General features: G+C 47.1%; 23 protein-coding genes. 11 read left to right on the plus strand and 12 right to left on the minus strand.

Features of this window, described 5'->3' with window-relative positions:
- Window positions 1-80 precede the first annotated feature (80 nt).
- From W04_RS05905 to dolP, 4 genes are read left to right on the plus strand one after another with little or no spacing between them, the layout of a single operon-like run.
- Complete coding sequence (locus tag W04_RS05905; protein WP_231658044.1) at window positions 81-1,970, plus strand: penicillin-binding protein activator; 1,890 nt, start codon at window positions 81-83, stop codon at window positions 1,968-1,970.
- On the plus strand, window positions 1,939-2,310 hold the full coding sequence (locus tag W04_RS05910) for a YraN family protein (protein WP_022946090.1): 372 nt from the start codon (window positions 1,939-1,941) through the stop codon (window positions 2,308-2,310). The genes W04_RS05905 and W04_RS05910 overlap by 32 nt, the downstream gene beginning before the upstream one ends.
- Window positions 2,311-2,901: an SIS domain-containing protein gene (locus W04_RS05915; RefSeq protein ID WP_022946091.1), complete on the plus strand. Its 591-nt coding sequence runs from the start codon at window positions 2,311-2,313 to the stop codon at window positions 2,899-2,901.
- Entirely contained in the window at window positions 2,901-3,467 is a 567-nt protein-coding gene (dolP, locus tag W04_RS05920; RefSeq protein WP_045980429.1) for a division/outer membrane stress-associated lipid-binding lipoprotein, read from the plus strand. Before W04_RS05915 ends, dolP begins: the two co-directional genes overlap by 1 nt.
- A 104-nt stretch (window positions 3,468-3,571) precedes the next feature.
- Here dolP and W04_RS05925 read toward each other — a convergent pair whose 3' ends face one another.
- The 5 genes from W04_RS05925 to W04_RS05945 are packed head-to-tail and all read right to left on the minus strand — an operon-like array spanning window position 3,572 to window position 8,414.
- The gene (locus tag W04_RS05925; protein ID WP_022946662.1) at window positions 3,572-5,665 is read right to left on the minus strand and encodes a type IV pilus secretin PilQ; all 2,094 of its coding nucleotides are present in this window, start codon (window positions 5,663-5,665) and stop codon (window positions 3,572-3,574) included.
- Window positions 5,649-6,185: a pilus assembly protein PilP gene (locus W04_RS05930; RefSeq protein WP_022946663.1), complete on the minus strand. Its 537-nt coding sequence runs from the start codon at window positions 6,183-6,185 to the stop codon at window positions 5,649-5,651. The genes W04_RS05925 and W04_RS05930 overlap by 17 nt, the downstream gene beginning before the upstream one ends.
- Window positions 6,185-6,784, minus strand: a complete 600-nt coding sequence (locus W04_RS05935) for a type 4a pilus biogenesis protein PilO (RefSeq protein ID WP_022946664.1) — start codon at window positions 6,782-6,784, stop codon at window positions 6,185-6,187. The genes W04_RS05930 and W04_RS05935 overlap by 1 nt, the downstream gene beginning before the upstream one ends.
- Window positions 6,781-7,347 (minus strand): PilN domain-containing protein, encoded by a 567-nt coding sequence (locus tag W04_RS05940; RefSeq protein ID WP_053910168.1) that lies wholly within the window; start codon window positions 7,345-7,347, stop codon window positions 6,781-6,783. Before W04_RS05940 ends, W04_RS05935 begins: the two co-directional genes overlap by 4 nt.
- A complete protein-coding gene (locus W04_RS05945) occupies window positions 7,335-8,414 on the minus strand; it encodes a pilus assembly protein PilM (RefSeq protein WP_022946666.1) in 1,080 nt (359 codons plus the stop codon). The genes W04_RS05940 and W04_RS05945 overlap by 13 nt, the downstream gene beginning before the upstream one ends.
- Before the next feature lie 134 nt (window positions 8,415-8,548).
- On the opposite strand from W04_RS05945, the gene W04_RS05950 reads away from it, so the two are divergent.
- Window positions 8,549-11,110 (plus strand): penicillin-binding protein 1A, encoded by a 2,562-nt coding sequence (locus W04_RS05950; RefSeq protein WP_045980431.1) that lies wholly within the window; start codon window positions 8,549-8,551, stop codon window positions 11,108-11,110.
- Between the two features lie 51 nt (window positions 11,111-11,161).
- Here W04_RS05950 and metL read toward each other — a convergent pair whose 3' ends face one another.
- Both metL and metB read right to left on the minus strand, forming a co-directional pair.
- Window positions 11,162-13,507, minus strand: coding sequence for a bifunctional aspartate kinase/homoserine dehydrogenase II (gene metL / locus W04_RS05955; protein ID WP_053910169.1), 2,346 nt, complete (start codon window positions 13,505-13,507; stop codon window positions 11,162-11,164).
- A gap of 9 nt (window positions 13,508-13,516) precedes the next feature.
- The gene (gene metB / locus W04_RS05960; protein WP_053910170.1) at window positions 13,517-14,677 is read right to left on the minus strand and encodes a cystathionine gamma-synthase; all 1,161 of its coding nucleotides are present in this window, start codon (window positions 14,675-14,677) and stop codon (window positions 13,517-13,519) included.
- 179 nt (window positions 14,678-14,856) lie between these two features.
- On the opposite strand from metB, the gene metJ reads away from it, so the two are divergent.
- Window positions 14,857-15,177: a met regulon transcriptional regulator MetJ gene (metJ, locus tag W04_RS05965; protein WP_022946657.1), complete on the plus strand. Its 321-nt coding sequence runs from the start codon at window positions 14,857-14,859 to the stop codon at window positions 15,175-15,177.
- A gap of 191 nt (window positions 15,178-15,368) precedes the next feature.
- Here the strand turns inward: metJ and W04_RS05970 are convergent, their stop codons facing one another.
- The gene (locus tag W04_RS05970) at window positions 15,369-16,613 is read right to left on the minus strand and encodes a malic enzyme-like NAD(P)-binding protein (RefSeq protein WP_022946655.1); all 1,245 of its coding nucleotides are present in this window, start codon (window positions 16,611-16,613) and stop codon (window positions 15,369-15,371) included.
- 465 nt (window positions 16,614-17,078) lie between these two features.
- A complete protein-coding gene (gene rpmE, locus W04_RS18695) occupies window positions 17,079-17,294 on the minus strand; it encodes a 50S ribosomal protein L31 (protein WP_081604468.1) in 216 nt (71 codons plus the stop codon).
- Between the two features lie 224 nt (window positions 17,295-17,518).
- On the opposite strand from rpmE, the gene priA reads away from it, so the two are divergent.
- The 5 genes from priA to W04_RS05995 all read left to right on the plus strand — a co-directional run bounded on the left by priA (window position 17,519) and on the right by W04_RS05995 (window position 22,733).
- A complete protein-coding gene (priA, locus tag W04_RS05975) occupies window positions 17,519-19,744 on the plus strand; it encodes a primosomal protein N' (protein WP_053910218.1) in 2,226 nt (741 codons plus the stop codon).
- Window positions 19,745-19,763: 19 nt separating this feature from the next.
- Window positions 19,764-20,294: an SPOR domain-containing protein gene (locus W04_RS05980; protein ID WP_053910171.1), complete on the plus strand. Its 531-nt coding sequence runs from the start codon at window positions 19,764-19,766 to the stop codon at window positions 20,292-20,294.
- 154 nt (window positions 20,295-20,448) lie between these two features.
- Complete coding sequence (gene hslV / locus W04_RS05985; RefSeq protein WP_022946651.1) at window positions 20,449-20,967, plus strand: ATP-dependent protease subunit HslV; 519 nt, start codon at window positions 20,449-20,451, stop codon at window positions 20,965-20,967.
- Between the two features lie 11 nt (window positions 20,968-20,978).
- Window positions 20,979-22,307, plus strand: coding sequence for an HslU--HslV peptidase ATPase subunit (hslU, locus tag W04_RS05990; RefSeq protein WP_053910172.1), 1,329 nt, complete (start codon window positions 20,979-20,981; stop codon window positions 22,305-22,307).
- 51 nt (window positions 22,308-22,358) lie between these two features.
- Window positions 22,359-22,733 (plus strand): gamma-butyrobetaine hydroxylase-like domain-containing protein, encoded by a 375-nt coding sequence (locus tag W04_RS05995; protein ID WP_053910173.1) that lies wholly within the window; start codon window positions 22,359-22,361, stop codon window positions 22,731-22,733.
- Window positions 22,734-22,821: 88 nt separating this feature from the next.
- Here the strand turns inward: W04_RS05995 and W04_RS06000 are convergent, their stop codons facing one another.
- The 3 genes from W04_RS06000 to W04_RS06010 form a co-directional block, all read right to left on the minus strand.
- Entirely contained in the window at window positions 22,822-24,702 is a 1,881-nt protein-coding gene (locus tag W04_RS06000) for a methyl-accepting chemotaxis protein (RefSeq protein WP_053910174.1), read from the minus strand.
- A gap of 139 nt (window positions 24,703-24,841) precedes the next feature.
- The gene (locus tag W04_RS06005; protein WP_053910175.1) at window positions 24,842-25,870 is read right to left on the minus strand and encodes an MJ1255/VC2487 family glycosyltransferase; all 1,029 of its coding nucleotides are present in this window, start codon (window positions 25,868-25,870) and stop codon (window positions 24,842-24,844) included.
- Window positions 25,867-26,391: a phosphatase PAP2 family protein gene (locus tag W04_RS06010; RefSeq protein WP_053910176.1), complete on the minus strand. Its 525-nt coding sequence runs from the start codon at window positions 26,389-26,391 to the stop codon at window positions 25,867-25,869. The genes W04_RS06005 and W04_RS06010 overlap by 4 nt, the downstream gene beginning before the upstream one ends.
- Window positions 26,392-26,490 lie beyond the last annotated feature (99 nt).

The raw sequence follows: 26,490 nt of genomic DNA on the forward strand, positions 1-26,490 counted from the left end.
TGCATCAGTCAGTAAGATAAGCGAATCACACTAAGGCCAATTGGAATACAAAGACTGTGCGACTCAAATCGATTGCTTTTATGCTGTTATTGTCAGGCTTATCGGCCTGCAGCACAACACAAAAGCCACAAGAAAGTGAAAATCTTACAACTAACGTGAGTGAGCCTGAGCCGATTCAGACACTCAGTGCACAGCAGTTATACCAACAAGCTCAAAATAGTGAAGGCGCTACTCGCGTACAGTTACTTAACCGCACTCAAAATCAGGCTATTAATGAGCAAAATTGGTCGCTACTATTGCAAGCCAGCGACACCCTGTTACGCAGCCATCCTGAGCAACAAATTCAAGCGGTGTTATTAAAGTCTTACGCGCAAGCGCAAATGGGCGAACCACAACGTGCTTTGCAAACCTCACGCTCAGTGCAATCGCAATTGCAAACGCCAGAGCATTTCTACTGGCATCAGTTAGTGCAAGGCACCGCCTACGTGCGAATGCAAATGCCACAACAAAGCGCACCATTTTTATTACGTGCTTCAGAAACCGCAAACCGCTATCAAATAGAAGCATCACAGTTAAACCCCATTTTGTGGCGGTCTTTACAATCTTTGAGCCCGCAACAGCTAACAAAGTATGACTCCGGCTCAGCTATCGCTAAAGGCTGGGTACAACTTGCTAAAATAAAACAACTTTATTTGGGCTCTCCAGTTGAGTTACACCAAGCTTCCAATAACTGGCAACGCCGCTATCCAGGACACCCCGCGAGCTTTGCTCTAGACGAAAAAGTGGCTGAGCTGATGAAAGTTGAGCCCTATAACGCCACTAAATTAGCGATTATTTTACCTTTAAGTGGCGCTAATAAGGGCCTGGGTGAAGCCGTGAAGTCAGGTGTATTGGCGGCCCTAGATAACTATCAATTCGAAGACATTTATTTCATTGATGCAAATTTAGAAAATCAGCAACTAACGCAGCAGCTCAATGACAAGCAAATCGATTTCGCCGTAGGGCCATTACTGAAAAGCAACATTAACCGCTTTGAACAGCACAACCTGCTAGAGGGAATACCCAGCATATACCTGAACCGCAGCGACATCGAACGCCAGTCTTTACAGCATTATTATTTTGCTCTGGCCCCGGAGCACGAATTAGATCAGGCCTTAGCACACTTTATGGCTAAAGGCTTTGAAAAGCCGCTGATCTTGGCCCCAAATGAGCGCTCAGGACAAAGATTGAGTGAGCACTTTAGCAGTCAGTGGCAACGTTATAATGAGCAGCCACCACTTGTGGGGTTATTCGATGACAATAAAGAGATGGAAAAAGTCATCACTGAGTTACTTGAAGTCGACGATAGCGAAGCACGCATAGACGCCATCGAGGGCATTTTTAAGCGCAATGTAAAGAGTGAAACCCGTTCTCGTCGCGACATAGATGTGGTTTATCTACTCGCTAATGCCACGCAAACTCGGCTATTAAAACCCTATCTTGATGTTAACGTGAGCACCTTCGTTGAGCGCATTCCCCTGTATGCAAGCTCCAAAAGCCACAGCACGCGCATTGATAGCACCGATAAACGTGACTTAAATGGCTTATACTTCACTGAGTTACCGTGGATGCTACCGACAAAGGGGTTAGCTAACCTGAATACTCGGCAGCTCAGAGAACGCTTTGATAGCCTCTGGCCTGACGTTGCCGACATTGAGCAGCGTCTATTTGCCATGGGCTATGATGCGATTTCACTGATCCCGCAATTGCGACAGCTCAGTATGCTGCCAGGAAAAAGCCAAACCGGTCTTACTGGAGAGCTAAGTGTAATAAGTAACGGCGAGATTGTTCGCCATTTAGCGTGGGCACGCTATCAGTCAAGAAGCATTAACAAAGTGAGTCTTGAGCACCTCGATCCCACACCGCTTTTCATGAAGAAGCAATTTGAGGAATCGAGTAATGTCATGGCTCCCGAAAGCGTGGCGCAATAGCCGAGAAAAAGGCCAGCACTTTGAGTTGCTGGCACAGAAATACCTAACTCAGCAAGGGCTGACGCCGGTGGCGCGCAATTACCATTGTCGCTATGGCGAACTGGACCTGATAATGAAAGAAGGTCAAGTGTGGGTATTTGTTGAAGTAAAGTTTCGTCGCCACAGTAGTTATGGCGGGGCTCTGCATGCGCTTAGCCACACCAAACAACAGCGACTACAAAGAACCATTGCACACTATGTGCAACAAAAGGGCTTAGCAGGCTGCGTATTGCGTGCTGATTTTGTCGCAATACAAGGTGAGAAAGAGCCAGAGTTTCACTGGATAAAGAACGTATTATAAATGCAGGAACAAGTTAAAGCACTTTTTACCGAAAGCATTCAGGCGCAAATTGCCGCAGGGGAAGTTTTACCTAGCGTGCTTGAAACCGCTTCGTTGAGTATTGCACAGACATTGATTAACGGCCGCAAATTATTATGTTGTGGCGCGGCAAGTTGCCATATGCTCAGCGACCATTTTGCCGCTCTGTTGGTGAACCATTTTGAGACCGAGCGCCCGTGTTTACCTGCGGTATCACTGTCATCGCATGCACTGAATTTAAGCCCGGCTGGCTCATCACAACCCAGCCGCGATATCTTTGCTAGGCAGATTAAGGCGCTCGGCGAGCAAGGGGATTTATTACTTGCCATTGCTATTAATGGCAATGAAAAGAATGTCGTCAGCGCCGTAGAAGCCGCTTTGACTAAAGACATGACCGTTATCGTGTTAGTCGGCGATGATGGCGGCGAGCTGGCGGGACTGCTCAGTGCAAGTGACGTCGAGATTCGCGTACCAGCTAAGCGTCCAAGCCGTATTTTGGAATCTCATTTGGTCAACATACACTGTTTGACAGAACTTGTTGATATGACCTTATTCCCACAGGAAGAAAGCTAATGAATAAGAACCTTATAGCTATTTTAGTTGGTACTGTGCTTTTGCAAGGCTGCGCCGCAGCCGTAGTGGCCGGCACCGCTGGCGCAGTCACAGCAGCCAACGACCGCCGCACTATAGGCAGTCAGATAGATGACAATAATATTGAAATAAAAACCACCATGGCGATTAAAGAGGCGTTAGGCGAAAATGCCAACGCCAACGTGTCTGTCGTCAGCTATAACGGTATTGTATTATTGCTAGGGCAAGTGCCTAGTGAACAGTATAAAACCACTGTACAACGCGCAGCAGAGCGCATCGATGGCACGCGAAAGCTTCATAACCAGTTACGTATTGGCTCTCCTACCAGCATCACCACACAAAGCCACGATACCTGGCTAACATCTAAGGTAAAAACCCAATTGTTGGCAGCTGAGGATGTCAGTGGCAACAATATTAAAGTAGTCACGGAAAATGGTGAGGTCTTTTTAATGGGGCTGGTAGCAGACGTGGAAGCAAACAAAGCGGTCAATATCGCTCGCAATATTTCAGGCGTGGAGCGCGTCGTTAAGGTATTCGAATACATGTAAAAACGTGAGCACCTATTATCGGGTTACTTAACTCGCGTTTTCGTTATTAACGCGCACAAAAAAGCCACTTCGTTTGAAGTGGCTTTTTGCTATCTAACTCGTGCTTAAATCGAGTCTTCTACCATGATCTTCGGAGTAACAAAGATCAGTAGCTCTCGTTTCTCATTACGCTCACTGGTTGAGCGGAATAAGTAACCTAGGTAAGGAATGTCACCCAACAAAGGTACTTTACTGGCAGAGTTAATAATTTGCTGCTGGTAAATACCACCAAGCACCACTGTTTGACCATTTTCTACTAACACCTGCGTCTCAATACGTTGTGTATCGATTGCTGTCGCAGGGCCAGTTGGCGTGTCTACGGTGTCGCCTCGTGTATCCTGGGTAATAGCAAGATCGAGAATCACTTTGTTATCTGGCGTGATATGAGGCGTCACTTCTAAGCTCAACACCGCTTTTTTGAAGGTTACGGTAGTGGCACCACTTGAGGCGGCCTGAACATAAGGAATTTCCGTACCTTGTTCAATTCGTGCCTTTTTCTGGTTAGCCGTTGTGATTCGCGGGCTAGCAATGATTTCACCTTTGTTCTCTTGCTCTAGCGCTGTAAGCTCGAGGTCAATTAAAGTACCATCAGCTAATTTCGCTACATGCATACCAATGCTTCCCGCAGGGTTAGCGATAGGCAAGTTAACATTTAAACGATCACCAATACTTGGACGCTGACCGTTAGCAATAGCATTGGCACCATCAAGATTACCAGAAATACCGTCACTGTCTTGCTGGTCACTGAAACCCCAACGAATACCTAAGTCTTCTTGAACATTGTCACGAACGGTGACCATGCGCGACTCAATGACAACCTGCTTAACTGGCACATCGAGGTTTTCAATCATACGACGCACGTTTTCAATACTTTTCGCCGTATCTTTGATAAGCAACGTATTGGTACGTTCATCAACAGACACACTACCACGCTGAGAAATAATGCTGTTTACATCCGTTTTCAGTAGGTCTGCAAAGGTTTGCGCCTTAGCATAGTTAAGCTGAATATACTCACTGTAAAGCGGCTCCAAGTCTTCAACTTGCTGTTTGGCCTTAAGCTCTTTTGCTTCTCGCGCTGCAAGTTCTTCGGTCGGTGCAACCATTAAAATGGAACCATCCATACGCTTATCTAAGCCTTTAACTCGCAGCACAATGTCTAACGCTTGGTCCCAAGGTACACCATCTAAACGAAGAGTAATGTTACCTGCGACGGAGTCACTAACAACGAGGTTAAAGCCGTTATAGTCAGCGATGATTTGCAATACTGCTCGAATTGAGATGTCCTGGAAGTTCAAAGACATTGGGCGGCCTTGGTATTCCTTACCATTGCCCAAGAAGCTACGCTTCGACTCATCTTTTTCAACAGTGATAGTAAAGATGTTGTCTAGCTGCTGATAGTTGTAATCAAAGGCATCTGTGGTATCGATAACGATACGACTGTTGGAACCATCTTTGAAGGTTTCAATCATGCTCACGACAGTACCAAAGTCCATAACATCGAGTTGATACAACAGATCATCGATAATGTCCGTATTATGGAATTCAACAACAATCTTACCCGCTTGCTCTCTTACGTCGATAGCCGCCATATTCTCTTGCAAGAATACCAGCACCCGAGCTTCGCCTTTCTCGCCACGACGAAAATCTAACGCTTGGATACGGTTGATGTAGCTTGTGCCTTCATCTTCTTCTGCAATTGTTTGTGCAGCATCTTGCGTTGGGTTGTCAGAAACGTGCAAGTAGAACAGGTTTTTATCGATACGGGTTTGATAAATCTTTAAGTGATCCAGATACACCGTCACTTTAAAGCCGTCGTTTACGAACTCACTGGTGACTTTTTCAACACCCGCCTTATTGATTAAGACCTCTTCAAGGCTCTGTTCATAATCGGCTTCGTCAAAAAACAGTTCAATTCGCGCTGGCTCACTGAATACCTGAATCTGCGGTTCGATGTAGATCTCTTCGTCAAAAACGAACTCGATCTCAGTTTCACCTTCCAGCAAAGGGTTATAGCGAACGTCGTACAACAGCGGCACTGCGGTCGCAAAACTCGACATAAATAGGGTCGCAAAAGCGAGTACCAAAGAGTAAATACGATTCATATTGAATCCGTGTTTTTGCATTGTGCTTTTACCTTGATTTTTATGAACTGGAATCATCGCCTGCCTCCAACATCTCTAGCTTGGTCAGGCGTTCTTTCCAACATCCTGCTCCATCAGGGATTAACTCTAATAATTCTATATAGTTACTGCGTACTTGTGTCACTTTACCGTGATACAAGCCAACATAGTTGCCGCGTGATACACGGTGCAATGTTGCATCCGACGCTTTCACTAACGCCCACGTTTGCTCACCTGAGCCTAAAGTTCCCTTCATTGATAAGTTATCCAACGGATAACGCTCCAGCGGTTCCTTTTTACGCTGTGGATCGGGGTGCAAACAGTTTTGCACTTGTATCAATTTATCTTGAATAACTTCCGGGCGCGGTGCCACAAACGGGCTACGCAAGCTCGAAGCATCATAAGCAAAGTGTTCAAACTGCGCGACTTCCGGGATAGGCTCAACATTAGGTTGAGTGCTGGCTTTTACCCGGTTAATAAATTCGCGCTGTTCGGTTGTATCATCAAAACAACCGCTCAATAACACCGCCACGGTGGTAATTGTGAGGAGTTTTTTCATTATTCTGCCCCCTCATAGCGATAAGTTTTAGCAACCACACTGAATACCAGCTGGTCATCACCCGTCGCTTCAATTTCAAAATCGTGCAAGCTGATAATACGAGGAAGTTGAGCCACTTTGCCAACAAACTCACCAAACTCGTGATAACTTCCCTCTACTTCGATTTTGATCGGAAGCTCGGTGTAGAACTCTTTCTTAATCTCGGGAAGCCAACCTATTTTTACGAAAGTCAGGCCACTTGTTGTCCCCACATAAGAAAGGTCATCAAGTAACCCTGGGGTTTCGTTCGACGTTGGTAGCTTCTTCAACAACTGCGAGAACTTTTCTTCCATTTCCTGCATTTGTTGCTTGTAGATTTCTAATCTACTTGCCACAGCGTACTTGGTACGATAAGTGCTGCGTAACTCAGACTCTTTTTTCTGAGCTTGCTCGTAAGAGGTTATTTCGTCAGCAACCAATAGTTTATAGCTGAAAAACAACACCAATGCTGCAGCAATCACACAAACAATTGCTTTTACGGCTACCGGCCAATCCCCGATATTATCAAGTTCCAGCTCATTCCAATCGATATCGTTGAGGGATTTAAGATCTATACTCATTCTTGTGCCTCGCCAATTTCATCGAAAGACTTCACATTGAATTGCATATTGAAATCGCTAAGTAATCGTGACTGCTCTTCACCGGCTACAATGCCTTGCAATGAGGCATTTTCAAGCAGGTATGAACTCTCTACCTGACGGATCATAGTCGATAAACGGTTGTTAGACTCACTTTTACCCGTTACTTGAATCGCATCGCCGCGACGCTCTAAGGTCATGAAGTAAACACCTGAAGGTACAATTTTCGCCACTTCATCCATTATTTGGGTACCGAGATTTCGGTTGCTTTGCAGCTCTTCAATCAGACGCATGCGCTGTTGCAAGCTTTCTTTCTTCTTATCTAGCTCACGAATTTCTGCGATGCGCCTATCTAAGATCTGAATTTCCCGGCTCAGGAAGTTGTTGCGAACGTTCTGCCCCTCTTTGAGTGCGCTGTAGAATGAACTTAAAGCAAACATTGACGCAAAAGCGGCAACTAAGACAACAACTAAAATAGTTAAAAAACGTTGTTGTGCTTCTTTACGCGCGGCCTCACGCCAGGGCAATAAATTTATATGTGGCATGCTGAGAAACTCCTCAATGCAAGACCCGCAGCAACAGCGAACTGTGCCTTATGCTTTTGCATTAGCTCTTGGTCCACTTTGGAACCAATCTCCATGCTCGCAAATGGGTCAACGACTACAGTGTGGATCCCTAACTCGTCGATTAATAGTCTATCTAATCCTTCGATCATTGCCGTTCCACCAGAGAGAACAATGTAATCCACTTGGTCTTTCCCGCTGGTCGTAAGGAACATTTGCACGGCTCGACGCACTTGCTGTAGCAATGAGGTCTGGAACGGCGCAAGTACCTCAAACGTGTAGTTTGGCGGCAAATCGCTGGTGCACTTGGCGCGCTCAGCTTCGTCAAAGTTTTTATTGTAGTAGGAGACAATAGTGTTAGTGTACTGCTCGCCACCGAAGACCTGGTCCCGGGTGTAGATGGTTTCACCCTTTTGCACCACACTCACTAGCGTCATCACCGCGCCGATATCCACAAGCGCCACAACTTTATCTTTCGCATCTTCTGGTAGTGCAGCATAGCTCACATCCAAGCTACGTGATAACGCGTACGTTTCAACATCAACCACCTTAGTATCAAAGCCACCGGCCTCAACGGCGCCGGAACGAGCTTCAACACTCTCGGTGCGCGCAGCAGAGAGTAAAACATTAACCTTGGATGGATCAGCTTCATTTATTTCCAACTTTTCAAAGTCGATACTGACTTCATCAAGTGGGTAAGGAATTAAGCTGTCAGCCTCAATTTCGATTTGTGACTCTAGTTCAGAGTCACTCAGAGACACATCCATGTAGATCATCTTAGTGATCACTGTTTGACCAGAAACTGCAACAATGGCATGGCTAACAGACTTTGGAATGCGCCGTCTAAGTTTTGCAATAACTCGTCCAATCGCCTCAATGTCTTGAATGTTACGCTCGGCCATAGCCCCTTTAGGCATGGGCTCTATAGCAACAGCATCAAGGCGATAACCCTGCTCATGCTGTGTTAATAACACCGCTTTTACAGAGTGCGAGCCAATATCTATACCGACCATAGCAGGCACAGACTTTTTAAGAAGTCGATTTAACATAAGAGCAACGTGAAACCTTTTTTTATAATTATAATAGACTTATAAATTATCGATGAAAAAATTTTATTCACTATTCAATCAAGATATACTACCAATCTCTTCGCTCAATTGGGAGTCCAAACAGGGAAATATCCGTGAAAATATTCAAAAAATTTTTACAAATCCTTTGCATATGTGTCCTCTTGGGCTGCATCGTACTAGCTGGGCTGTACCTTTACGTCAGATCTGACATCCCCAGTGTGGCGGTGCTAAAGGACGTAAAATTGCAGACTCCAATGCAAGTATTTACCCGAGATGGAAAACTTATCAACCAGTTTGGTGAAAAACGGCGAATTCCTGTAAAAATCAGCGAAGTACCTCAGCCTATGCTGAATGCATTCCTGGCCACTGAAGATAATCGTTTCTACGATCACTACGGTATCGACCCTATCGGTATTGTCCGTAGTGCAATCGTTCTTATCTCGACCGGTGAAAAGCGCCAAGGCGCAAGTACTATCACCATGCAGCTGGCACGAAACTTCTTTCTTACTCGGGAAAAAGCATACATCCGAAAAGTGAAAGAAATATTTATCGCATTGCATATTGAGCAATTATTAACCAAAGACGAAATCTTCGAGCTCTATCTCAACAAAATTGAGCTTGGTAATCGTGCCTTTGGCATCGGTGCTGCAGCACAAGTGTACTATGGAAAGCCTCTACAAGAGCTTGATTTAGCGCAAATGGCTATGATTGCGGGCCTACCTAAGGCGCCTTCTGCACTTAACCCCATCCGCAACCCTGAGCGTGCTAAAAATCGCCGTAACGTGGTGTTAGGCCGGATGTTAGATGAGGGCTACATCACTCAGGCTGAGTTTGATGAGGCAACTAACAAACCGATTACCGCCCGTTTCCACGGCGCCGAGATAGAGCTTTATGCGCCTTATATTTCTGAGATGGTGCGCGCCGAGTTAGTTGCTCAGTATGGCGAGGAGCAAGCCTATAATTCAGGTATGCGGGTTTACACCTCGGTAGAGTCAAAAGTGCAGCAAGCAGCTCAGCAAGCATTGCGTGATAATCTATATGCTTATGATATGCGCCATGGTTATCGCGGCCCCGAGGCCGTGCTATGGGATAGCGAAACCGAAGCTCCTCTTGACGAACCACAGTTAATCGCCCACTTACAGGGCCTTAACCCACTCGCCGACTTACATGGTGCAGTGGTGATGAGTGTGGACGAGCAATCCGTTGAAGTACTTAATGAATTAGGTGAACGGTTCACCATAGAGTGGGACGGATTAAAATGGGCGCGCAAATTTATTACTCAGTCTCGTCAAAGTTACGCTCCGAAGAGTGCGGCCGATATTCTCTCTGCAGGTGCACAGATTTGGTATCGTTTCGACAATGATGGCCGCCCGCTGTTAGCGCAAGTTCCCGAAGCATCCAGTGCACTGGTCTCTATTGACCCTAAAGACGGCCGCATAAAGGCGATTGTCGGTGGCTACAGCTTTGAACAAAGCCAGTACAATCGAGCGGTTCAAGCAAAGCGCCAAGTTGGCTCTAACATCAAGCCCTTCATTTACTCAGCGGCGTTAGAGCACGGTTACTCCTTAGCAACCATTATTAACGATGCGCCGATAAACCACTGGGATAAAAGCCAAGGTGTTGCTTGGCGACCCAAGAACAGCCCAGCTAAATATGTTGGCCCGATCCGTGTTAGACGTGCCTTAGCGCAGTCAAAAAACGTGGTTTCAGTCAGGTTGCTGCGCGGCGTCGGTGTAGACCCTGCCGCTGAACACTTACTCAAGTTTGGCTTTCATGATGAAGATATTCCGCGCAATGAAACCCTGGCGCTGGGAAGTGCGTCATTAACACCTTTAGAATTAGCTCGCGGTATGAGTGCTTTCGCAAATGGTGGGCATTTAGTTGAGCCTTACTTTATTACCGAAATACAAAGCGCCGAAGGCGAAGTGCTAATGCAAGCTCGCCCCTATAAGGCCTGCTCTGAAGAGCAAAAGCGCAGCAATGAAATGTTTGCAGAGCTGGCAATGCTCGAGCCCAGTAGCGCCAGTGAGGGTAACCCCGACAACACTGACAGCACAGAGACTACTGATACCCAGTTACCGCAATGCGCACCACGGGTTATTTCTAAACAGAATGCCTTCTTAATTGCCGATGCGATGACCAGTGCAATTTGGGGCGGTGGCAGCTGGAAGCATGGCACCGGCTGGAATGGCACTGGCTGGCGCGCGACGCGGTTAAAGCGCCGTGATTTATCAGGTAAAACCGGCACCACCAACAACTCGGTCGATACCTGGTTTAGTGGCTTTAACGCCAATGTTATGACCACAGTATGGGTTGGCTTCGATAACCCAGGTAATCCGCTAGGACGTACCAGTTACAACAACAACTTAGGGAAAGGACAAACCTTTGGTGCCGAATCTGGTGCAAAAACAGCGCAACCGGCTTGGATTGATTACATGCGTGTGGCCCTTGAAGATGAGCCTGCGGCCCCTATCGAGCCACCCGAAGGACTGGAATCAGTACGAATTGATCTAAAATCAGGATTATTAAGTCATCAAAACGACCACACCAGCCGCTTTGAATACTTTATAAAAGGGACTGCCCCCACTAAGTATGTGGAAAAAGCGCCGCCGGTGATCTTCGAAACTCAAGGGCAGGATGAACCTGAGCTGCCCACTGAAGACGAGCTCTTCTAAATAAAAAAGCCAAGCAATGATGCTTGGCTTTTTTATTACCCTGTTACCGCATTAACTAAGACTCTCAATAAGCCAGTAGAGATCTGAGTGGACACCTGCAGCGGTGACCTCTTTCCCTGCACCTGGGCCTTGAATAACCAAGGCATTCTGCGCATACCAGCGACTGTTGATGACAAAGATATTGTCGCCCGGACTTAATCCCGCTAAGGGGTTGGATTGTGCCACTGCAACAAGACCCACTTGGGCTTTTACCTTGCCATCAACAATGCGTAAGTCAGCGTTGTACCTCAGTACCTTTTGCTCTTTTTGCGCCTGCTGTGCGTGGGTGCCAACAAAGTCATCAAGTAAGGCAATGTTATCCAGAAAATCTTGCCAGCTCCCTTGTGCTAAAGACTCTGGCATCAGCGGGCTTAGCTCAATATCGTCAATGTCCAACTGCAAACCCAACTCGCGTGCGAGGATCAACAGCTTACGTTGTACATCTCGGCCGGATAAATCTTCACGCGGATCGGGCTCGGTAAAGCCCAACTTTTGCGCCGCAAAAAGCAGCTCAGAAAAAGCTTGGCTGCCATCATAGTGACTGCATAGCCATGATAGCGTCCCAGAAAACACACCTTGAATACGGGTGATCTCATCGCCACTGCGCTGCAAATCGGCTAATGCAAAGTTAATGGGTAGCCCAGCGCCAACACTGGTGTTATAACGCCATTTGAGATTGCGCTCTGCCAGCTCGTTACGTAACGACTGATACCAGCTATGTGGCGCTGTTCCGGCATACTTGTTGGCACTGATCAAATGACAGTTAGCACGCACAAAATCAGGGTATAAACCACTGAATGACTCACTGGCGGTTATATCAATGACCACCTTGTGTTCGTAATCAAGCTCATTGAGGCGTTCGCACAACTGCTCGCTTTGGTAGGGAACCGCTTGTTCTAACCATTGACCTTGCCAGTTCTGCGGGTCTAATCCACAGGGGTCAAACAACATGCTGCGACTTCGCAGTAGACCAACCAGTTTTACCTCAAAGTGCTGCTCTAAACGCGCTAACTGCTGCGTAAACTGTTGTAAAAACACACTGCCCACATTTCCAAGGCCGGCGACAATCACGGCAATTTGCTGGTGTGCACCAATTAAAGTGCGATGTACCTTCCCTAAACTATCGGCATCAATGATTTGATCGGTCAGTACCAAGGCGTAGTCTTGATCACAGTGGCTAAAGCGGATAGTTAAGTTAAGTTGCTCTAAGCATGCCAGCATTTCCTGGTAGCCTTGCTGAGTATACTGGTTTGGGCTGACTAAGGCGCACCCATTGAGGTTTGACTCAACGAGTTGTCCACGCTCTCCCAGCTCACGGGAGATAAGAGTGCTATGGGCGCTGGGTACAATCAAAAAGTCTACACCCTGCTGCTGAAAGTGGCCTATGGTGTGCTGTATAAGCTGGCTTAAGGTTGCCAGTTCATCCACTTTAAGGCTCGACACACGATATAGGTCAACGCCCTCTATGGTGGTCAAAAAACGTTTATGCTTACAGTAACCTTCGCGGACAATCTCAGTGCCACTGTCATCGCTGTCATAGGAGCTGCGCACCGATAGCTTGATGGCGCTACCTTGCAAAGGCGACAGCGTTTTCGCATGCAATACCGGATTACCTAACTGGGCCAGGCGGTTGGCTTGGCTACGACAAATTTTTTGATACTTTAAGGCATCGGCTACTTTGCGTGGGTCGGTGCTGAAAACCCCCTGCGTATCGGTCCATATACAAACTTGTTTGGCGTTGACATAACGGGCCAATAAGGTGGCGCTGTAGTCACTGCCATTGCGTCCCAAGGTGACTGTTTGCTGGTTGCTATCGGCGGCAATAAACCCCGTTACAACGTTGATTTTATCCCCGGCAATATGGCGCTCGCAGAGCTTTTCATTGTCCAAATGCAGTAGTTGCCCTTGGTGCACACACAGTAGCTGCCGCGCATCAAGATCTTGCGCAGCATAGCCTAATTGCTGCAAATAGGTCGCGAGCAAGCGGGCCGACCACAGTTCACCATGGGCTAATAAGGACGCCTCATCTAAGGTGTTTGTCTGCAATTGCTCAGCTATGCGCTGAAGCTCACTATTAAGCTGTGATTGCAGAGCGTGGGCTTGGTGCGCTGCTAATAGCTCATCAATAAGCTCATGCTGATGGGTGCGTAGCAACTGCAAGACATCATGATAGCCATGGCTATCGTGCTGTTGATAGGCCTGCCACAACTTCACTAGCGTATCCGTGGTTTTCCCCGCCGCAGAGACCACCACCACGTCACCGAGTTGGCTGTTGCCGATAACAATATTGGCGACCGCATGGTAACGCGCCGCGTTGCTGAGACTCGAACCACCAAACTTATGTACAACCTGAGTCATAGTATCCTCTTATTTGCTTGCTAACGCGTTAAAAGCGGCATCTAAGTCATCTATAAGATCTTGTTTATCTTCAATACCTACAGAAATCCGGATAAGCGTGTCGCCGACCCCAGCCTCAAGTCGTGCGGCTTTATCCATGCCCGCGTGAGTCATGGTCGCCGGGTGACAAATAAGGCTTTCCACCCCGCCCAACGACTCCGCTAAAGTAAACTGCTGTACTGAGGTGAGGAATTTTGCACTGTCTTGCAGCTGGCCTTTAATATCAAAGCTCACCATACCGCCAAAGCCCTGTTGCTGCGCTTTTGCCAAGTCGTGTTGTGGGTGCGAACTCAACCCTGGATAGTAAACTGACTGCACATTAGGATGCTGTTCAAGGTATTGAGCAATCGCCAAGGCATTTTCTTCATGCTGCTTAAGGCGCACTTTCAAGGTACGCAAACCACGCAGGGTGAGATAGCTATCGAAAGCGGCGCCGGTAATGCCAATATTATTAGCCCACCATGCCAGCTCTTCACCCAACTCTTTGGTTTTGGTGATCACCGCACCACCGACCACATCGGAGTGACCATTGACATATTTAGTGGTCGAGTGCACCACCACATCACAACCCAATAACAATGGGTTCTGTAAGGCGGGAGATAAAAACGTGTTGTCGGCTGCAACCAGCGCACCGATGCTCTGCGCGGCATCGCACACTGCGCGGATATCCGTGAGTCGCAAAATGGGATTACTGGGCGTTTCAATCCACACCAGTTTGGGTTTGGCGGCCACTAAGCGTTGGTAACAGTTTGATTGAGTGAAATCGATAACCTCAACCTTGAGCAACCCTCGTTTGGCTAAAGAGGTAAATAAGCGATAACTGCCGCCATAACAATCATGGGGGATCACTAGGGTGTCATTGGGTGTCAGTAGCTGCGTCACTAGATGCACTGCGGCCATACCTGTCGCGGTGATAATTCCGTGCTCTCCCCCTTCTAGTTGCGCTAAGGTCTGCGCCAAAATATCCCGATTGGGATTACCACTACGACCATAATCATATTCGCGTTTGCTATCAAAATCGGCAAAGGAATAAGTGGTCGATAAATGAATGGGTGGCACCACCGCACCATGGTGCTTATCAGCATCAATACCATGGCGCACGGCGATGGTGTCTTTTTTTAGTTGTGACATATTTGCCCCCAATCAAGAAAATGGATGTTTAGACGTCCAAAAGGTTAAATTAACACAATTTAGAAGTCAAAACATTTATACGTCTAAATAGCTAATTTATGAATATTTGACTATCCTTACCAACGCGATAAAATTTCGCCCTTATTGATGCCTAAGTGACCAAAAATAAGACGCAAATTATGGCCAAGTGGAATGGTGAATACATTCACCCTTATGCGGAGCATGGAAAAAAAGCCCAACAGGTAAAGAAAATTACCGTTTCCATCCCGCTCAATGTTTTAAAAGTATTAACCGATGAACGTACTCGCCGCCAGGTGAATAATCTTCGTCATGCCACCAACAGTGAGTTGCTGTGTGAAGCATTTCTACATGCCTTTACTGGTCAACCGCTGCCAAATGACGAAGATCTCCGAAAAGATAATCCGGAGAAGGTACCTGAAGAGGTGAGAAAAATTATGGAAGAAATGGGTGTGGAAGTGCCTGTTATCGGAGAGGACTAACAAAGACAAGCAAGTTTAACTAACCCCTGAGCATTAGGCCTCATTGCAGGAGCTAGCTTAGTGTTGTTCATAGATGTCGCAAGTCGGCCTGTATGAGAAGCGGTTAGTGAAGCTATTACTCTTTGCAAGCCATAAAAAAACCCAAGCACTAAGCTTGGGTTTTCTTTTTCTAGCGCTGAGTAGTAAAGTGATTACTCAGCCATATAATTCGCTGGCATATCAATTTGCGCAACACCTGAGTCCACAGCCGCCTGCGCCACGGCTTTCGCTACGCGTGGCAATAATCGTGGATCCATAGGCTTGGGAATAATGTATTGCGCGCCAAACTCTAATTCGCTCACTCCAGATGCCGTTAACACTGACTCAGGTACTGGCTCCTTGGCGATGCTGCGAATAGCCTCTACAGCGGCAATTTTCATCTCATCATTGATAGCGGTGGCACGCACGTCCAGTGCACCACGGAAAATAAATGGGAAACACAGTACGTTATTCACCTGGTTCGGGTAGTCAGAGCGCCCAGTGGCCATAATTAAGTCTTTGCGCGCACTGTGTGCCACATCCGGCTTAATTTCTGGGTCTGGGTTAGAACAGGCAAAAATGACCGGCTTGTCGGCCATCAATTTAAGGTCTTCAGCTGAGAGCAAATCTGGGCCAGAAACACCAACGAACACATCGGCATCAGCAATAACGTCTTGCAAGGTGCGCTTATCGGTGTTGTTAGCAAATAATTGCTTATATTCATTTAAGTCATCCCGACGCGTGTGGATCACCCCTTTACGGTCAAGCATGTAAATATGCTCGCGCTGGGCACCACACTTAATAAGCAGTTCCATACATGCAACTGCCGCTGCGCCAGCCCCCAAACACACGATCAGGGCATCACGAATATCTTTACCTTGAATTTCTAAAGCGTTTAGCATGCCTGCGGCAGTGACGATAGCAGTGCCGTGTTGATCATCATGAAATACTGGCACATTACAGCGTTCAATGAGCGCTTGCTCGATTTCGAAGCACTCTGGGGCTTTAATATCTTCGAGGTTAATACCGCCAAAGGTATCGGCAATATTTTCTACAGTGTTAATAAAGTCTTCCGTGGTGCGATGCTTCACCTCGATATCGATGGAATCAAGATTAGCAAAACGCTTAAACAGTAGTGCCTTGCCTTCCATGACCGGCTTAGACGCTAACGGCCCTAAGTTACCCAACCCTAAAATGGCACTGCCATTAGAGATCACAGCAACCATATTGCCTTTAGCCGTGTATTTATAAGCATTGTTAGCATCGGCAGCGATTTCACGCACCGGCTCTGCAACACCTGGGCTGTAGGCTAAAGCGAGATCGTTAACGGTCTCGGCGCTTTTGGTGAGTTCAATGCTAATTTTTCCTGGAACGGGGTTAGCGTGGTAATCGAGGGCTTTTTCACGAAAGTCAGACATGAACGAGTATCCTGCTAGAAATGTATGTGAGAGTTCAGCTAGTTAAGGCAAACCATACCGCTTTTCTAAATATATTCAAGCAATATCAGGTCTATCCTGTTGTACGAAATTAAAGGGTTTTAAGCCCAAGTTCATGCACATTATCTAAAGCTTTATGTGTAAATTTTGATATTCCATGCACTATAGGGACTTATGCATGCATAAAAAACCACCTAAAGCCATGCATAATGCTATATCCGAATAACTTAATATAACTAAAAAGAATACCGATCGGATAACGAATCTTATTGTTCGCTAATAACAAAGTAAGTGAATTTTAGTGAACTTTAGCGTCATTATTGTGCTTTTTTGTCACTTTAAATGAGCTAGAGCTTAAGGTGAAATGGCTAGTATGAATAATGGGGATGGATAAAAATCATAGACACAAAAAAAGCACCCGAAGGTGCTTTTCTCGACAAGCAAAGATTACTTCTTGCTGCTAAGCGCACCGAAGCGCTTATTGAAGCGATCTACACGACCACCTGTATCAAGGATCTTTTGCTTACCAGTGTAGAATGGGTGACACTCTGAACATACGTCTAGGTGAATGTCTTTACACAGGGTAGAGCTTGTCTGGAATTTGTTGCCACAAGAGCACGTTGCGTTGATTGCTTCGTACTTAGGGTGGATACCTTCTTTCATGGGGGTTACCTCTAAATAGGCCGTATCGCTCTCCAAACCCGAAGTTTGGCACCATACGCGTTAGTTTCAATGTGCCAAAGCATGGATATAACCCGCTCAGCACCCTTAAGGCCGCGTATTTTATTTGACTCCTGATTAATGTTCAAGCTTTAATTGCGGCTATTCACTGCGCCATGAATTTAGTACATTAGCGCTATATTCTAGTTCTTGGGGCCTGATTTTTGTTGCCATCATCTCGCGATTCCAACAGCCACAGTAGCAACGCGACCCCGTGCTACGTTGAAGTAGCACTTAAGGTGCCCTTACACCGTAGCTTCGACTATTTATTGCCCATCGAGTTGTGCTCTCGCGCCGTGACTGTAGGGGTAAGGGTCAGTGTTCCTTTTGGTTCGCGTGTCCTGACCGGTATGGTGTTAAAGGTAAAAGCCAGCACAGAGATGCCGGAAGATAAAGTCAAAGCCGTTAAAGCCGTGCTCGATAGCACTGCCATTATTGATGACAGTCACCTACAGTTATTGCAATTTACTGCTCGCTATTATCATTATCCATTAGGTGAAACCGTCTTTACCGCTTTGCCAAAAGCGCTGCGTGAAGGCGCGGATATTGATAAAACCAGCATTAATTACCTGCAACTCACCAAGCAAGGGCAACAACAACCGACACTGCGGGCGAAAAAGCAACAAGCCTTGCTTAAGCAGCTAGCTGAATCAGGGAAATCGCCCACCACGGAAATTAAAGCTCTGGGCTACTCCAAAGCCACCATTGATGCCCTCATCAATAAAAAACTAATAACTCAAGCAGTTGAGTTTGATAGTCAATGGCGCGAGCAGCCATTACAAGTGGCCAACAAACCAAGGTTAAACAGCGAACAAGCTGTCGCCTGCACGACCATTAATCAATCTCCTGGGTTTTCCGCTTTTTTACTTGAGGGAGTCACTGGCAGCGGCAAAACCGAGGTGTATCTGCAGTGCTTAGAGGAGGTTTTGCAACAAGGCAAACAAGCCTTAGTCTTGGTCCCCGAAATAGGCCTAACACCACAGACGGTAAATCGCTTTCGCCGCCGCTTCCCCAATACGCCAATTATGCTCTGGCACTCAGCGTTGACAGATAATGAGCGTTTGCAAACCTGGCGGTTTTGCCAAAAAGGTAGCTGTGCCATAGTGATCGGCACACGTTCAGCGATTTTTATGCCGTTTTTACGCATAGGCATGATTATTGTCGATGAGGAGCATGACGCCTCATTCAAACAGCAAGACACCCTACGCTATCACGCCCGAGATCTGGCTGCTTATCGTGCGCAACAGCAAAACATTCCCTTAGTTCTAGGCAGCGCGACCCCTGCCCTGGAAACACTCAACCGTGCATTGTCCGATAAGTACCAATTGCTCAGTCTCACCCAACGGGCACAAACCAGCAGTGACAATCAATTTGAACTCATAGACATTAAAGGTCAGCACCTTGAGGCTGGACTCAGCCATAGCGCCCTTGCCTATATCAAGCGTGAGCTGGCGAGACAAAAGCAAGTGATGGTATTTTTGAACCGTCGCGGCTTTTCCCCTTCGCTCATTTGCCATGAGTGCGGATGGCTCAGCGATTGCTCGCGTTGTAGCACCAGCGCGACCTACCACAAGGCCATGCGTCGTTTGGTGTGCCATCATTGTGGCGAGCAAAGTGCACCACCCATGCAATGCCCGGATTGTGGTAGCACACAAATAAACCCAGTGGGACTGGGCACCGAGCAATTGCAAGAAGCACTAAGCGAGCAATTTCCCGACACACCCATCAGCCGTATCGACCGAGATTCAACACGACGTAGAGGCAGTTTGGAGGAAGAACTGGCTGCCATCAATCGCGGCGGCGCACGCTTATTGGTGGGCACACAAATGCTAGCCAAAGGCCACCACTTTGCCGATGTCAGCCTAGTCATTATTCTTGATGTCGACGCCGGGTTATACTCATGTGATTTCCGTGCCACCGAACACTTAGCACAACTAGTGACTCAAGTAGCAGGACGCGCAGGGCGCAGTGGCGAACCAGGCACCGTGTTACTGCAAACTCACTTCCCAGAGCACCCACTATTGCAAGATTTAGTCAATAATGGTTACCAACACTTTGCCCGTTATGCTTTGCAAGAGCGCCATGAAACAGAAATGCCACCGTTTTCGCACTTAGCCCTGCTAAGGGCGGAAGCGCATGATTTATCGCTACTGTTGCGCTTTTTATCGGATTTAGTTCCCGCAGCCCCCGTGCCTAAGATACAATTGCTGGGTCCGATTCCCGCACCGCTCGAGCGAGTCGCTGGCAAATACCGTTATCAATTGCATATTCAAGGGCAAGATAGAGGCGCGCTACACGGCTTTTTGGCGCAACTAATGAACTACCTAGGTAGTAATAAGCTGGCGCAAAAAGTACGCTGGAATTTGGACGTTGATCCCATAGACATGATGTAAAGAGAACACAAAAACAATTATGGCGCAGCACGACTATATAAATCGCAAACGACCTCAGCGTGGTAAGAACAAAAAAGCCCCAGCAAAAAAGCCTCTGCCGCTTGTGCTTATTGCTTTGGCCATTTTGTTACTCGCCGGCTTCGCTTACGGCCTCTGGTATATAAAAACCCATGCTGATCCTGAGGCTGTTGAGCAAGTTAAGCAGAAACCAAGCGCCTCCAAGCCAGAAATTAAAAAGCCGCAAACGCCCGAATTTATCAACGAAATAAAACAAGCCGAGATAGAGGTTGAGGTCAAAGAAATTGAGCAAAAAGGCCCTTATCAAATGCAATGTGGGTCATTTAGAACCTATGCGCAGGCGGAAACGCTCAAGGCCAAAATAGCCTTTGTCGGGCTAGTATCAGAAATCAGGCGCACTGAAGGCAGCAATGGCGTCTGGTTTAGAGTACGTTTAGGCCCCTATCCAACTAAGCGCGGCGCAGAGAGCGATAAGAACAAGCTTAAGCGTCAGGCAAAAATCATGGGCTGTGGCATCTGGTTGTGGAATTAGGCAAAGCGAAAGCCGTTATCGCCATGTAAATAACCAAGCAGGCACAGCAAATCACATAAAGGGATTGCAAGTTTACCTTGAAATCCCTTTTTCATGCCCATATTTCCTCGCTATTAGACAGTTACAAACACCCAGACTGGGTATAAGGACACACATGACCACAATCGTTTCTGTACGCCGTGAAGGCAAGGTTGTTATTGGCGGCGATGGCCAAGTTTCGCTCGGCAACACGGTAATGAAGGGCAACGCGCGTAAAGTGCGTCGTCTTTTCAACGGTAAAGTGATCGCCGGGTTTGCAGGCGGTACAGCCGATGCGTTTACCCTTTTTGAGCGTTTTGAAAGTAAATTAGAGATGCACCAAGGGCATTTAACCAAAGCCGCTGTAGAGATGGCCAAAGATTGGCGCAGTGACAGAGCCTTAAGGCGACTCGAAGCCATTCTTGCTGTTGCTGATGAAACCACCTCACTGATTATTACTGGTAATGGCGATGTGGTACAGCCTGAACATGACCTAATTGCGATTGGTAGCGGCGGCAACTTTGCCCAATCAGCCGCAATCGCATTACTAGAAAACACCGAGCTTGGTGCGCGTGAAATCGTTGAACGCAGCTTAAAAATCGCTGGCGATATCTGCGTATTTACCAACAACCACCAAACTATCGAAGAATTGTAAGAGGAGCTGCCATGTCAGCTATGACTCCCAGAGAAATCGTTCACGAGCTTGATCAACACATTATTGGTCAGAGCAATGCTAAGAAAGCAGTGGCTATCGCCCTGCGCAACCGTTGGCGCCGTATGCAGCTTGACGAGAGCCTGCGCCAGGAAGTAACACCGAAAAATATCCTTATGATCGGCCCAACCGGTGTGGGTAAAACTGAAATAGCACGCCGATTAGCCAAACTTGCTAATGCTCCTTTTTTGAAAGTAGAAGCGACTAAGTTCACTGAAGTTGGCTATGTTGGCAAAGAAGTAGAGACTATTATCCGCGATCTCGTCGACATTGCCATTAAGATGGTTCGTGAGCAGCAGGCGAAGAAACACCACTTCCGTGCTGAGGAAGCTGCAGAAGAACGTATTTTAGACGCATTACTGCCACCAGCTAAAGACACCTGGGGCGAGTCACAGCCGAGTGAAAATAGCAGTACCCGCCAAAGTTTCCGTAAGAAATTACGTGAAGGTCAGCTCGATGATAAAGAAATTGAAATCGATGTTGCTGAGCAAGCGCCTAATGTTGAAATCATGTCACCGCCCGGCATGGAAGAAATGACCAACCAGCTACAGAGCATGTTCCAAAACATGTCCGGCGGCAAAACCAAAAAGCGCAAGTTGAAGATTAAAGAAGCCTTCAAACTACTTGTTGAGGAAGAAGCCGCCAAACTGGTTAACCCCGAAGATGTTAAAGAGCTCGCTATTGAAGCCGTTGAGCAGCACGGTATTGTGTTCTTAGATGAAGTAGACAAAATTTGTAAGCGCGGTGAAGCAAATGGCCCAGATGTAAGCCGTGAAGGAGTACAACGTGACCTGCTGCCGCTTATTGAAGGTTCAAGTGTGAGCACCAAGCACGGTATGGTGAAAACTGACCATATTCTATTTATTGCTTCTGGCGCGTTCCAAATGGCCAAACCCTCAGATTTAATCCCTGAACTACAAGGCCGTTTACCGATCCGAGTTGAGTTGGACGCCCTCAGCGCCGATGACTTTAAGCGCATTTTGACTGAGCCGCATGCTTCGTTAACGGAGCAACAAATCGCGCTTATGAATACCGAAGAAGTCACCATCGAGTTCACTGATGATGCTATTGACAGCATTGCTCAAGCAGCATGGCAAGTGAATGAAAAGACAGAAAATATTGGTGCTCGTCGACTACACACAGTCATGGAGCGATTGATGGAAGAAATATCCTTCGATGCTTCCGATAAGGCAGGCTCACGTCTTACCATTGACGGCGAGTACGTCAATCAGCACTTGGGTAACTTGGTGCAAGACGAAGACCTAAGCCGCTTTATTTTATAACGGCATGGGCTTGGGCAACTCCACCCAAGCCCTTTTTACTGAGGCTGGTTTATGTTGATAACAACCTTACACTATCATCAGCGTTCAAAAACCTTAGACATTCACTTTGACAATAGCGATAGCGCCGAGCTCAGTGCTGAATTCCTGCGTGTACACTCCCCTTCTGCCGAAGTACAAGGCCACCATCAAAGCGAGCCAAACCTCGTTACCAACAAACGGGATGTTGGTATCAACAAAATCGAACCTGTTGGCCACTATGCCGTGCGCTTAATTTTTGATGATGGCCATCTCAGTGGCTTATACAGCTTTCGCTACTTAGCCGAACTGACCAGCAACAAAGATAATCTCTGGCAGAGTTATTTGGCGCGACTTAAAGCTGCGAATGCCCAGCGTGATGCAAGCATTGCGATTAAGGTGACGCCTTAAGCTAAGTGCGTTGCCACCAACTAGGGTGGGTGAGTACAAAAAAGGGGGCTTTCGCCCCCTTTTATTATGTTACTGTCTTCGGCTTTTTCTAAACCTTGTATTTAGCCACGGCATCGTGCAACACCCGAGCCTGCTCTGCTACTTCCTCACTGGTATGGGCATTATTACTTGCATGGCCACTGGCCTGCTCCGCAATATCACGAATACGCACCACGTTTTGATTCACTTCAGAGGCAACCTGTGATTGCTGTTCAATGGCCACCGCGATTTGCGTACTCATTTCCATTATGGTTTCAATTTCTTGGGTAATCGAGCTCAGTAAGTCGCCGGCACGAGAAGCTTGCTCTGCACTCTCACCGCCTTGATCGCGACACTGTTGCATAATACTCACAACTTGTTGGGTCCGCTGTTGCAGGCCAGAAATAATATTTTCTATCTCCTGTGTGGAGTCTTGTGTGCGTTGCGCCAATGAACGTACTTCATCCGCAACCACCGCAAAGCCACGGCCTTGCTCACCCGCCCGTGCCGCTTCTATGGCAGCGTTCAACGCTAGGAGGTTGGTTTGCTCAGCGATACCGCGAATAACATCCAGTACCGAACCAATGGTGTCAGCATCTTTCTCTAAATCACCAACCACCCCAGAGGCATTACCAAGCGAGTCCGAGAGCTGGGCAATACGAGATACGGTGGCATCCACTTCCTGACGCCCTTGAGAAGCACTTTCATTGGTTGTTTGCGCTCGTTTCGCAGCTTCCTCTGTGTTGCCAGAGATATCATGAATGGTTGCCTGCATCTCGGTGGCCGCTGTGGCCACCATATCAGCTTCTTGTAACTGCTCTTGTACGCCAGTACTGGTTGATGCGGTGGTGCTAGCTAGGTCTTCTGTTGCGGCGTTCAGTGTCGCTAGGGCATTGTTTACATCAAAAATAAGCCCTCTAAAACCGGCGGTGAGGTTATTGATATTGCTGGTCAGCGTCGCAATTTCGTCATTGCCATGGGTGTCAATTTGAATACTTAAATCATTGGTCTCACGAATACGGGTAATAGCACTGACCGCTCTATCAATTGGCTGAATAATCGCGCGACTGGTCATTGTCAGCAGCGCCGCCACCAAGATTGCAGCAATCACTAAAATTGTCAGAGCAGTGATCTGAGTCACTCGCATCTCTTGCTCTATCATCTCTTTCGTGGCACCCAGCACTTGGCGAGCATACTTGTCACTTTGCTCAACGGACTGGCGCAATTGCCCCAGCGCGCCAGACTCTAAATCAACGCCCAAGCGTTGTTGCGCATCAACCAAGCTTTTAAATTTACTGCGATAGTCATCAAGGAGGGTGATTAACTTAGTGCGATATGGCGCATCAAACCCCGCGCTTTGCACTTTGTTTTTCAATGCGCTGAAATGGGTGTCAAACTTCCCTAGATACTTCACATCAAGGCGCAACATAAAATCTTTCTCAGCCCGACGAAGTTGTAACATCAGCGCCAGCATTTCAAAGTTTTGTCGCTCTTTAAGAAGAGTTTCGACTTCATGTACGGCGCTGCGTAGAGCGCCATAAAGGGCATCTTTTGGGTGCAAGCCGATTTCGCGCTGTAAAGCCTCGACGTTGTTAAAGTCATCACGATACTGCTGCGCCTGTGAGGCGAAATTATCAATCAGCTGAGTATCACCATCGAGGGTCACAAACTGCTCGCGCAGCTTCGCTACCCGCGCTTCAAGAGCTTGATACTCAGTGGCAAACTCATCCAATGCTTGTTCTTGCTTGTAAAATAGAAAGTTTTTCTCATGCTTACGTAAGGTAAGCTCATGAACATTGAGCTCTTCAGCATTTTCCAGTGTGGAGTTAAGTAAGCCCATTATGCGGGCTTCATAGATAATTACAGCGAATAACACCAGCAAAGCTGTTGCTACGACTGCGCCATTTAACTGTAAACGACGTTTAATCGTGAGCTTTTTCATAAAGTTCATGGTTTTGACCTTCTAAGTAACTGCAGCGCCATTATCTTCAAATTTTAGCCGCCATATATGATATGTCGCAAAAAATTTGTCGATTTTTCTTAAAATCAAGGCAGTTATATATTAATCAAGCGACCAGAACCAACAAAAATTACAACACGTTGTGCCACAACTGCTCATTTAAGCCTTTACGCTGATGCCACTGCCCCTGTACTAACCAATCGACCAAAGGCGCAGGATCTTGAGGATAGTTAATTCGAGATTGGGTCGCAATATTGATCCAATCTTCGAGCGCATCTTGATCAAGATAGTGCATCACTTGCGCCCGCTGCATTTGCTGCAACGTCAATGCATTTGAGTATTGCTCGAATTGACCGTTCAGAGGTTTAAGCAAGAGCTTCTTACCCAACGTAAGCGCTTCACTGGCAAGTTCAAAACCGGCATTGGCTATAACTCCGCTCGCACTTGCCAAATCACGCAGGAAGTTTGCCCGAGACGGGCGGCGCAAATGAATATGAGCGAGAGACTGGTCTTGCGCGTGTGGGTGATAACAGTAAAACTCTTTGCCAGGAAAGTCTTTGAGATAATGTATAACCTCCTCCAGCTCCTCAAAAGGCAGGTACACCAGTACCTTGTTATCGACATACTCACTATCAACCGCAGTGCCATGCTCAATAAACGGAGGAATAATAGAATCGTCAAAAGGCTGCCAATGCACTCCGAGATAAACATCCGCTGGAGCGAAGTTGCGGATCATTGCTTTGGTAAAGAGGTTATCGCCAGTTACCGGTACGTGGGGTGATAAAAATGCGGCTTGATGGCTCATGCCAATAACAGGAATTTTTTGCCGACGCCCAGCCCACGCGGTAACGGGCTCAAAGTCATTAAAGATTAAATCATAATGGCGTAAGTTGAGTTCACGAATATCACTGATAAATTCTCGTATTTTCGCTTGTTTAACCGTTTTAAAGCCATTAACTCGACCCCGCTCGGTGACAAAGGTAAGCCCTGTTCGCGTCTGAAAGTCGGCAAACTCCTGCATATCAAAATAATCAGCTTTGCTGCGCCCTGAAAATAAGTAATCCACTTCAATACCCGCCTTGGCAAATGCCTTGGCCATGACCCGAGCGCGTGTGGTGTGGCCATTCCCTGTGCCCTGAACGCCGTAAAGAATTCTCATAAAGTCCCTGTAATAATAAGTGCTAAAAGGGCACAGCCGTAACCCATCAACGAGCCGATAACTACATCAAGGGGATAATGTACCCCGAGCAGCACCCGCGATAACGCTACCAAGCTTGCCCATGCATAAAGAAATATAGCTAGTGGTGGATAGAAGTGGCTGACTACAGTAGCAAATACCCACGCCGCTGCGCTGTGCCCTGAAGGCAAACTAAATTTGTCGCTTGGGCGAATATGCGCATGGCTTATCACGCCATCACAGGGCCTTACACGCTGAAACAGGTTTTTAGTAGCGTAGTACACTGGTCTCTCGATTAGGTAAGCCACCAGCAGTACCATTACTAACGTCTGTTGCTGCGCGGTACTAAATGCCACTAGGTAAAGAGCAAAGGCCCCATATAAAATGCCGTCTCCTGAGCGTGATGTCATGCGAATGCAGTGATGTAACCAGCGCCGGTAACGCCGGCGAAATATCACCTTAAACAGTGCCCTGTCTATGCGATCTATATGCGATAAGATCATTCGCTTTCACCTAACTAGCTGACTTACTTTGACTATAGTGAGCGAAAATAACAATTACATGACGTTTTTTAGACACTAATATGTCGTCTCACGATGACC

This window comes from Pseudoalteromonas sp. SW0106-04 (assembly GCF_001293805.1).
In the GTDB taxonomy this organism is placed as follows: domain Bacteria; phylum Pseudomonadota; class Gammaproteobacteria; order Enterobacterales; family Alteromonadaceae; genus Pseudoalteromonas; species Pseudoalteromonas ruthenica.

Coding starts and splice junctions, on each gene's coding strand:
- W04_RS05905 (WP_231658044.1), top strand. CDS start 81: ATGCTGTTATTGTCAGGCTTATCGGCCTGCAGCACAACACAAAAGCCA.
- W04_RS05910 (WP_022946090.1), top strand. CDS start 1,939: ATGTCATGGCTCCCGAAAGCGTGGCGCAATAGCCGAGAAAAAGGCCAG.
- W04_RS05915 (WP_022946091.1), top strand. CDS start 2,311: ATGCAGGAACAAGTTAAAGCACTTTTTACCGAAAGCATTCAGGCGCAA.
- dolP (WP_045980429.1), top strand. CDS start 2,901: ATGAATAAGAACCTTATAGCTATTTTAGTTGGTACTGTGCTTTTGCAA.
- W04_RS05925 (WP_022946662.1), bottom strand. CDS start 5,665: ATGATTCCAGTTCATAAAAATCAAGGTAAAAGCACAATGCAAAAACAC.
- W04_RS05930 (WP_022946663.1), bottom strand. CDS start 6,185: ATGAAAAAACTCCTCACAATTACCACCGTGGCGGTGTTATTGAGCGGT.
- W04_RS05935 (WP_022946664.1), bottom strand. CDS start 6,784: ATGAGTATAGATCTTAAATCCCTCAACGATATCGATTGGAATGAGCTG.
- W04_RS05940 (WP_053910168.1), bottom strand. CDS start 7,347: ATGCCACATATAAATTTATTGCCCTGGCGTGAGGCCGCGCGTAAAGAA.
- W04_RS05945 (WP_022946666.1), bottom strand. CDS start 8,414: ATGTTAAATCGACTTCTTAAAAAGTCTGTGCCTGCTATGGTCGGTATA.
- metL (WP_053910169.1), bottom strand. CDS start 13,507: ATGACTCAGGTTGTACATAAGTTTGGTGGTTCGAGTCTCAGCAACGCG.
- metB (WP_053910170.1), bottom strand. CDS start 14,677: ATGTCACAACTAAAAAAAGACACCATCGCCGTGCGCCATGGTATTGAT.
- metJ (WP_022946657.1), top strand. CDS start 14,857: ATGGCCAAGTGGAATGGTGAATACATTCACCCTTATGCGGAGCATGGA.
- W04_RS05970 (WP_022946655.1), bottom strand. CDS start 16,613: ATGTCTGACTTTCGTGAAAAAGCCCTCGATTACCACGCTAACCCCGTT.
- rpmE (WP_081604468.1), bottom strand. CDS start 17,294: ATGAAAGAAGGTATCCACCCTAAGTACGAAGCAATCAACGCAACGTGC.
- W04_RS05980 (WP_053910171.1), top strand. CDS start 19,764: ATGGCGCAGCACGACTATATAAATCGCAAACGACCTCAGCGTGGTAAG.
- hslV (WP_022946651.1), top strand. CDS start 20,449: ATGACCACAATCGTTTCTGTACGCCGTGAAGGCAAGGTTGTTATTGGC.
- hslU (WP_053910172.1), top strand. CDS start 20,979: ATGTCAGCTATGACTCCCAGAGAAATCGTTCACGAGCTTGATCAACAC.
- W04_RS05995 (WP_053910173.1), top strand. CDS start 22,359: ATGTTGATAACAACCTTACACTATCATCAGCGTTCAAAAACCTTAGAC.
- W04_RS06000 (WP_053910174.1), bottom strand. CDS start 24,702: ATGAACTTTATGAAAAAGCTCACGATTAAACGTCGTTTACAGTTAAAT.
- W04_RS06005 (WP_053910175.1), bottom strand. CDS start 25,870: ATGAGAATTCTTTACGGCGTTCAGGGCACAGGGAATGGCCACACCACA.
- W04_RS06010 (WP_053910176.1), bottom strand. CDS start 26,391: ATGATCTTATCGCATATAGATCGCATAGACAGGGCACTGTTTAAGGTG.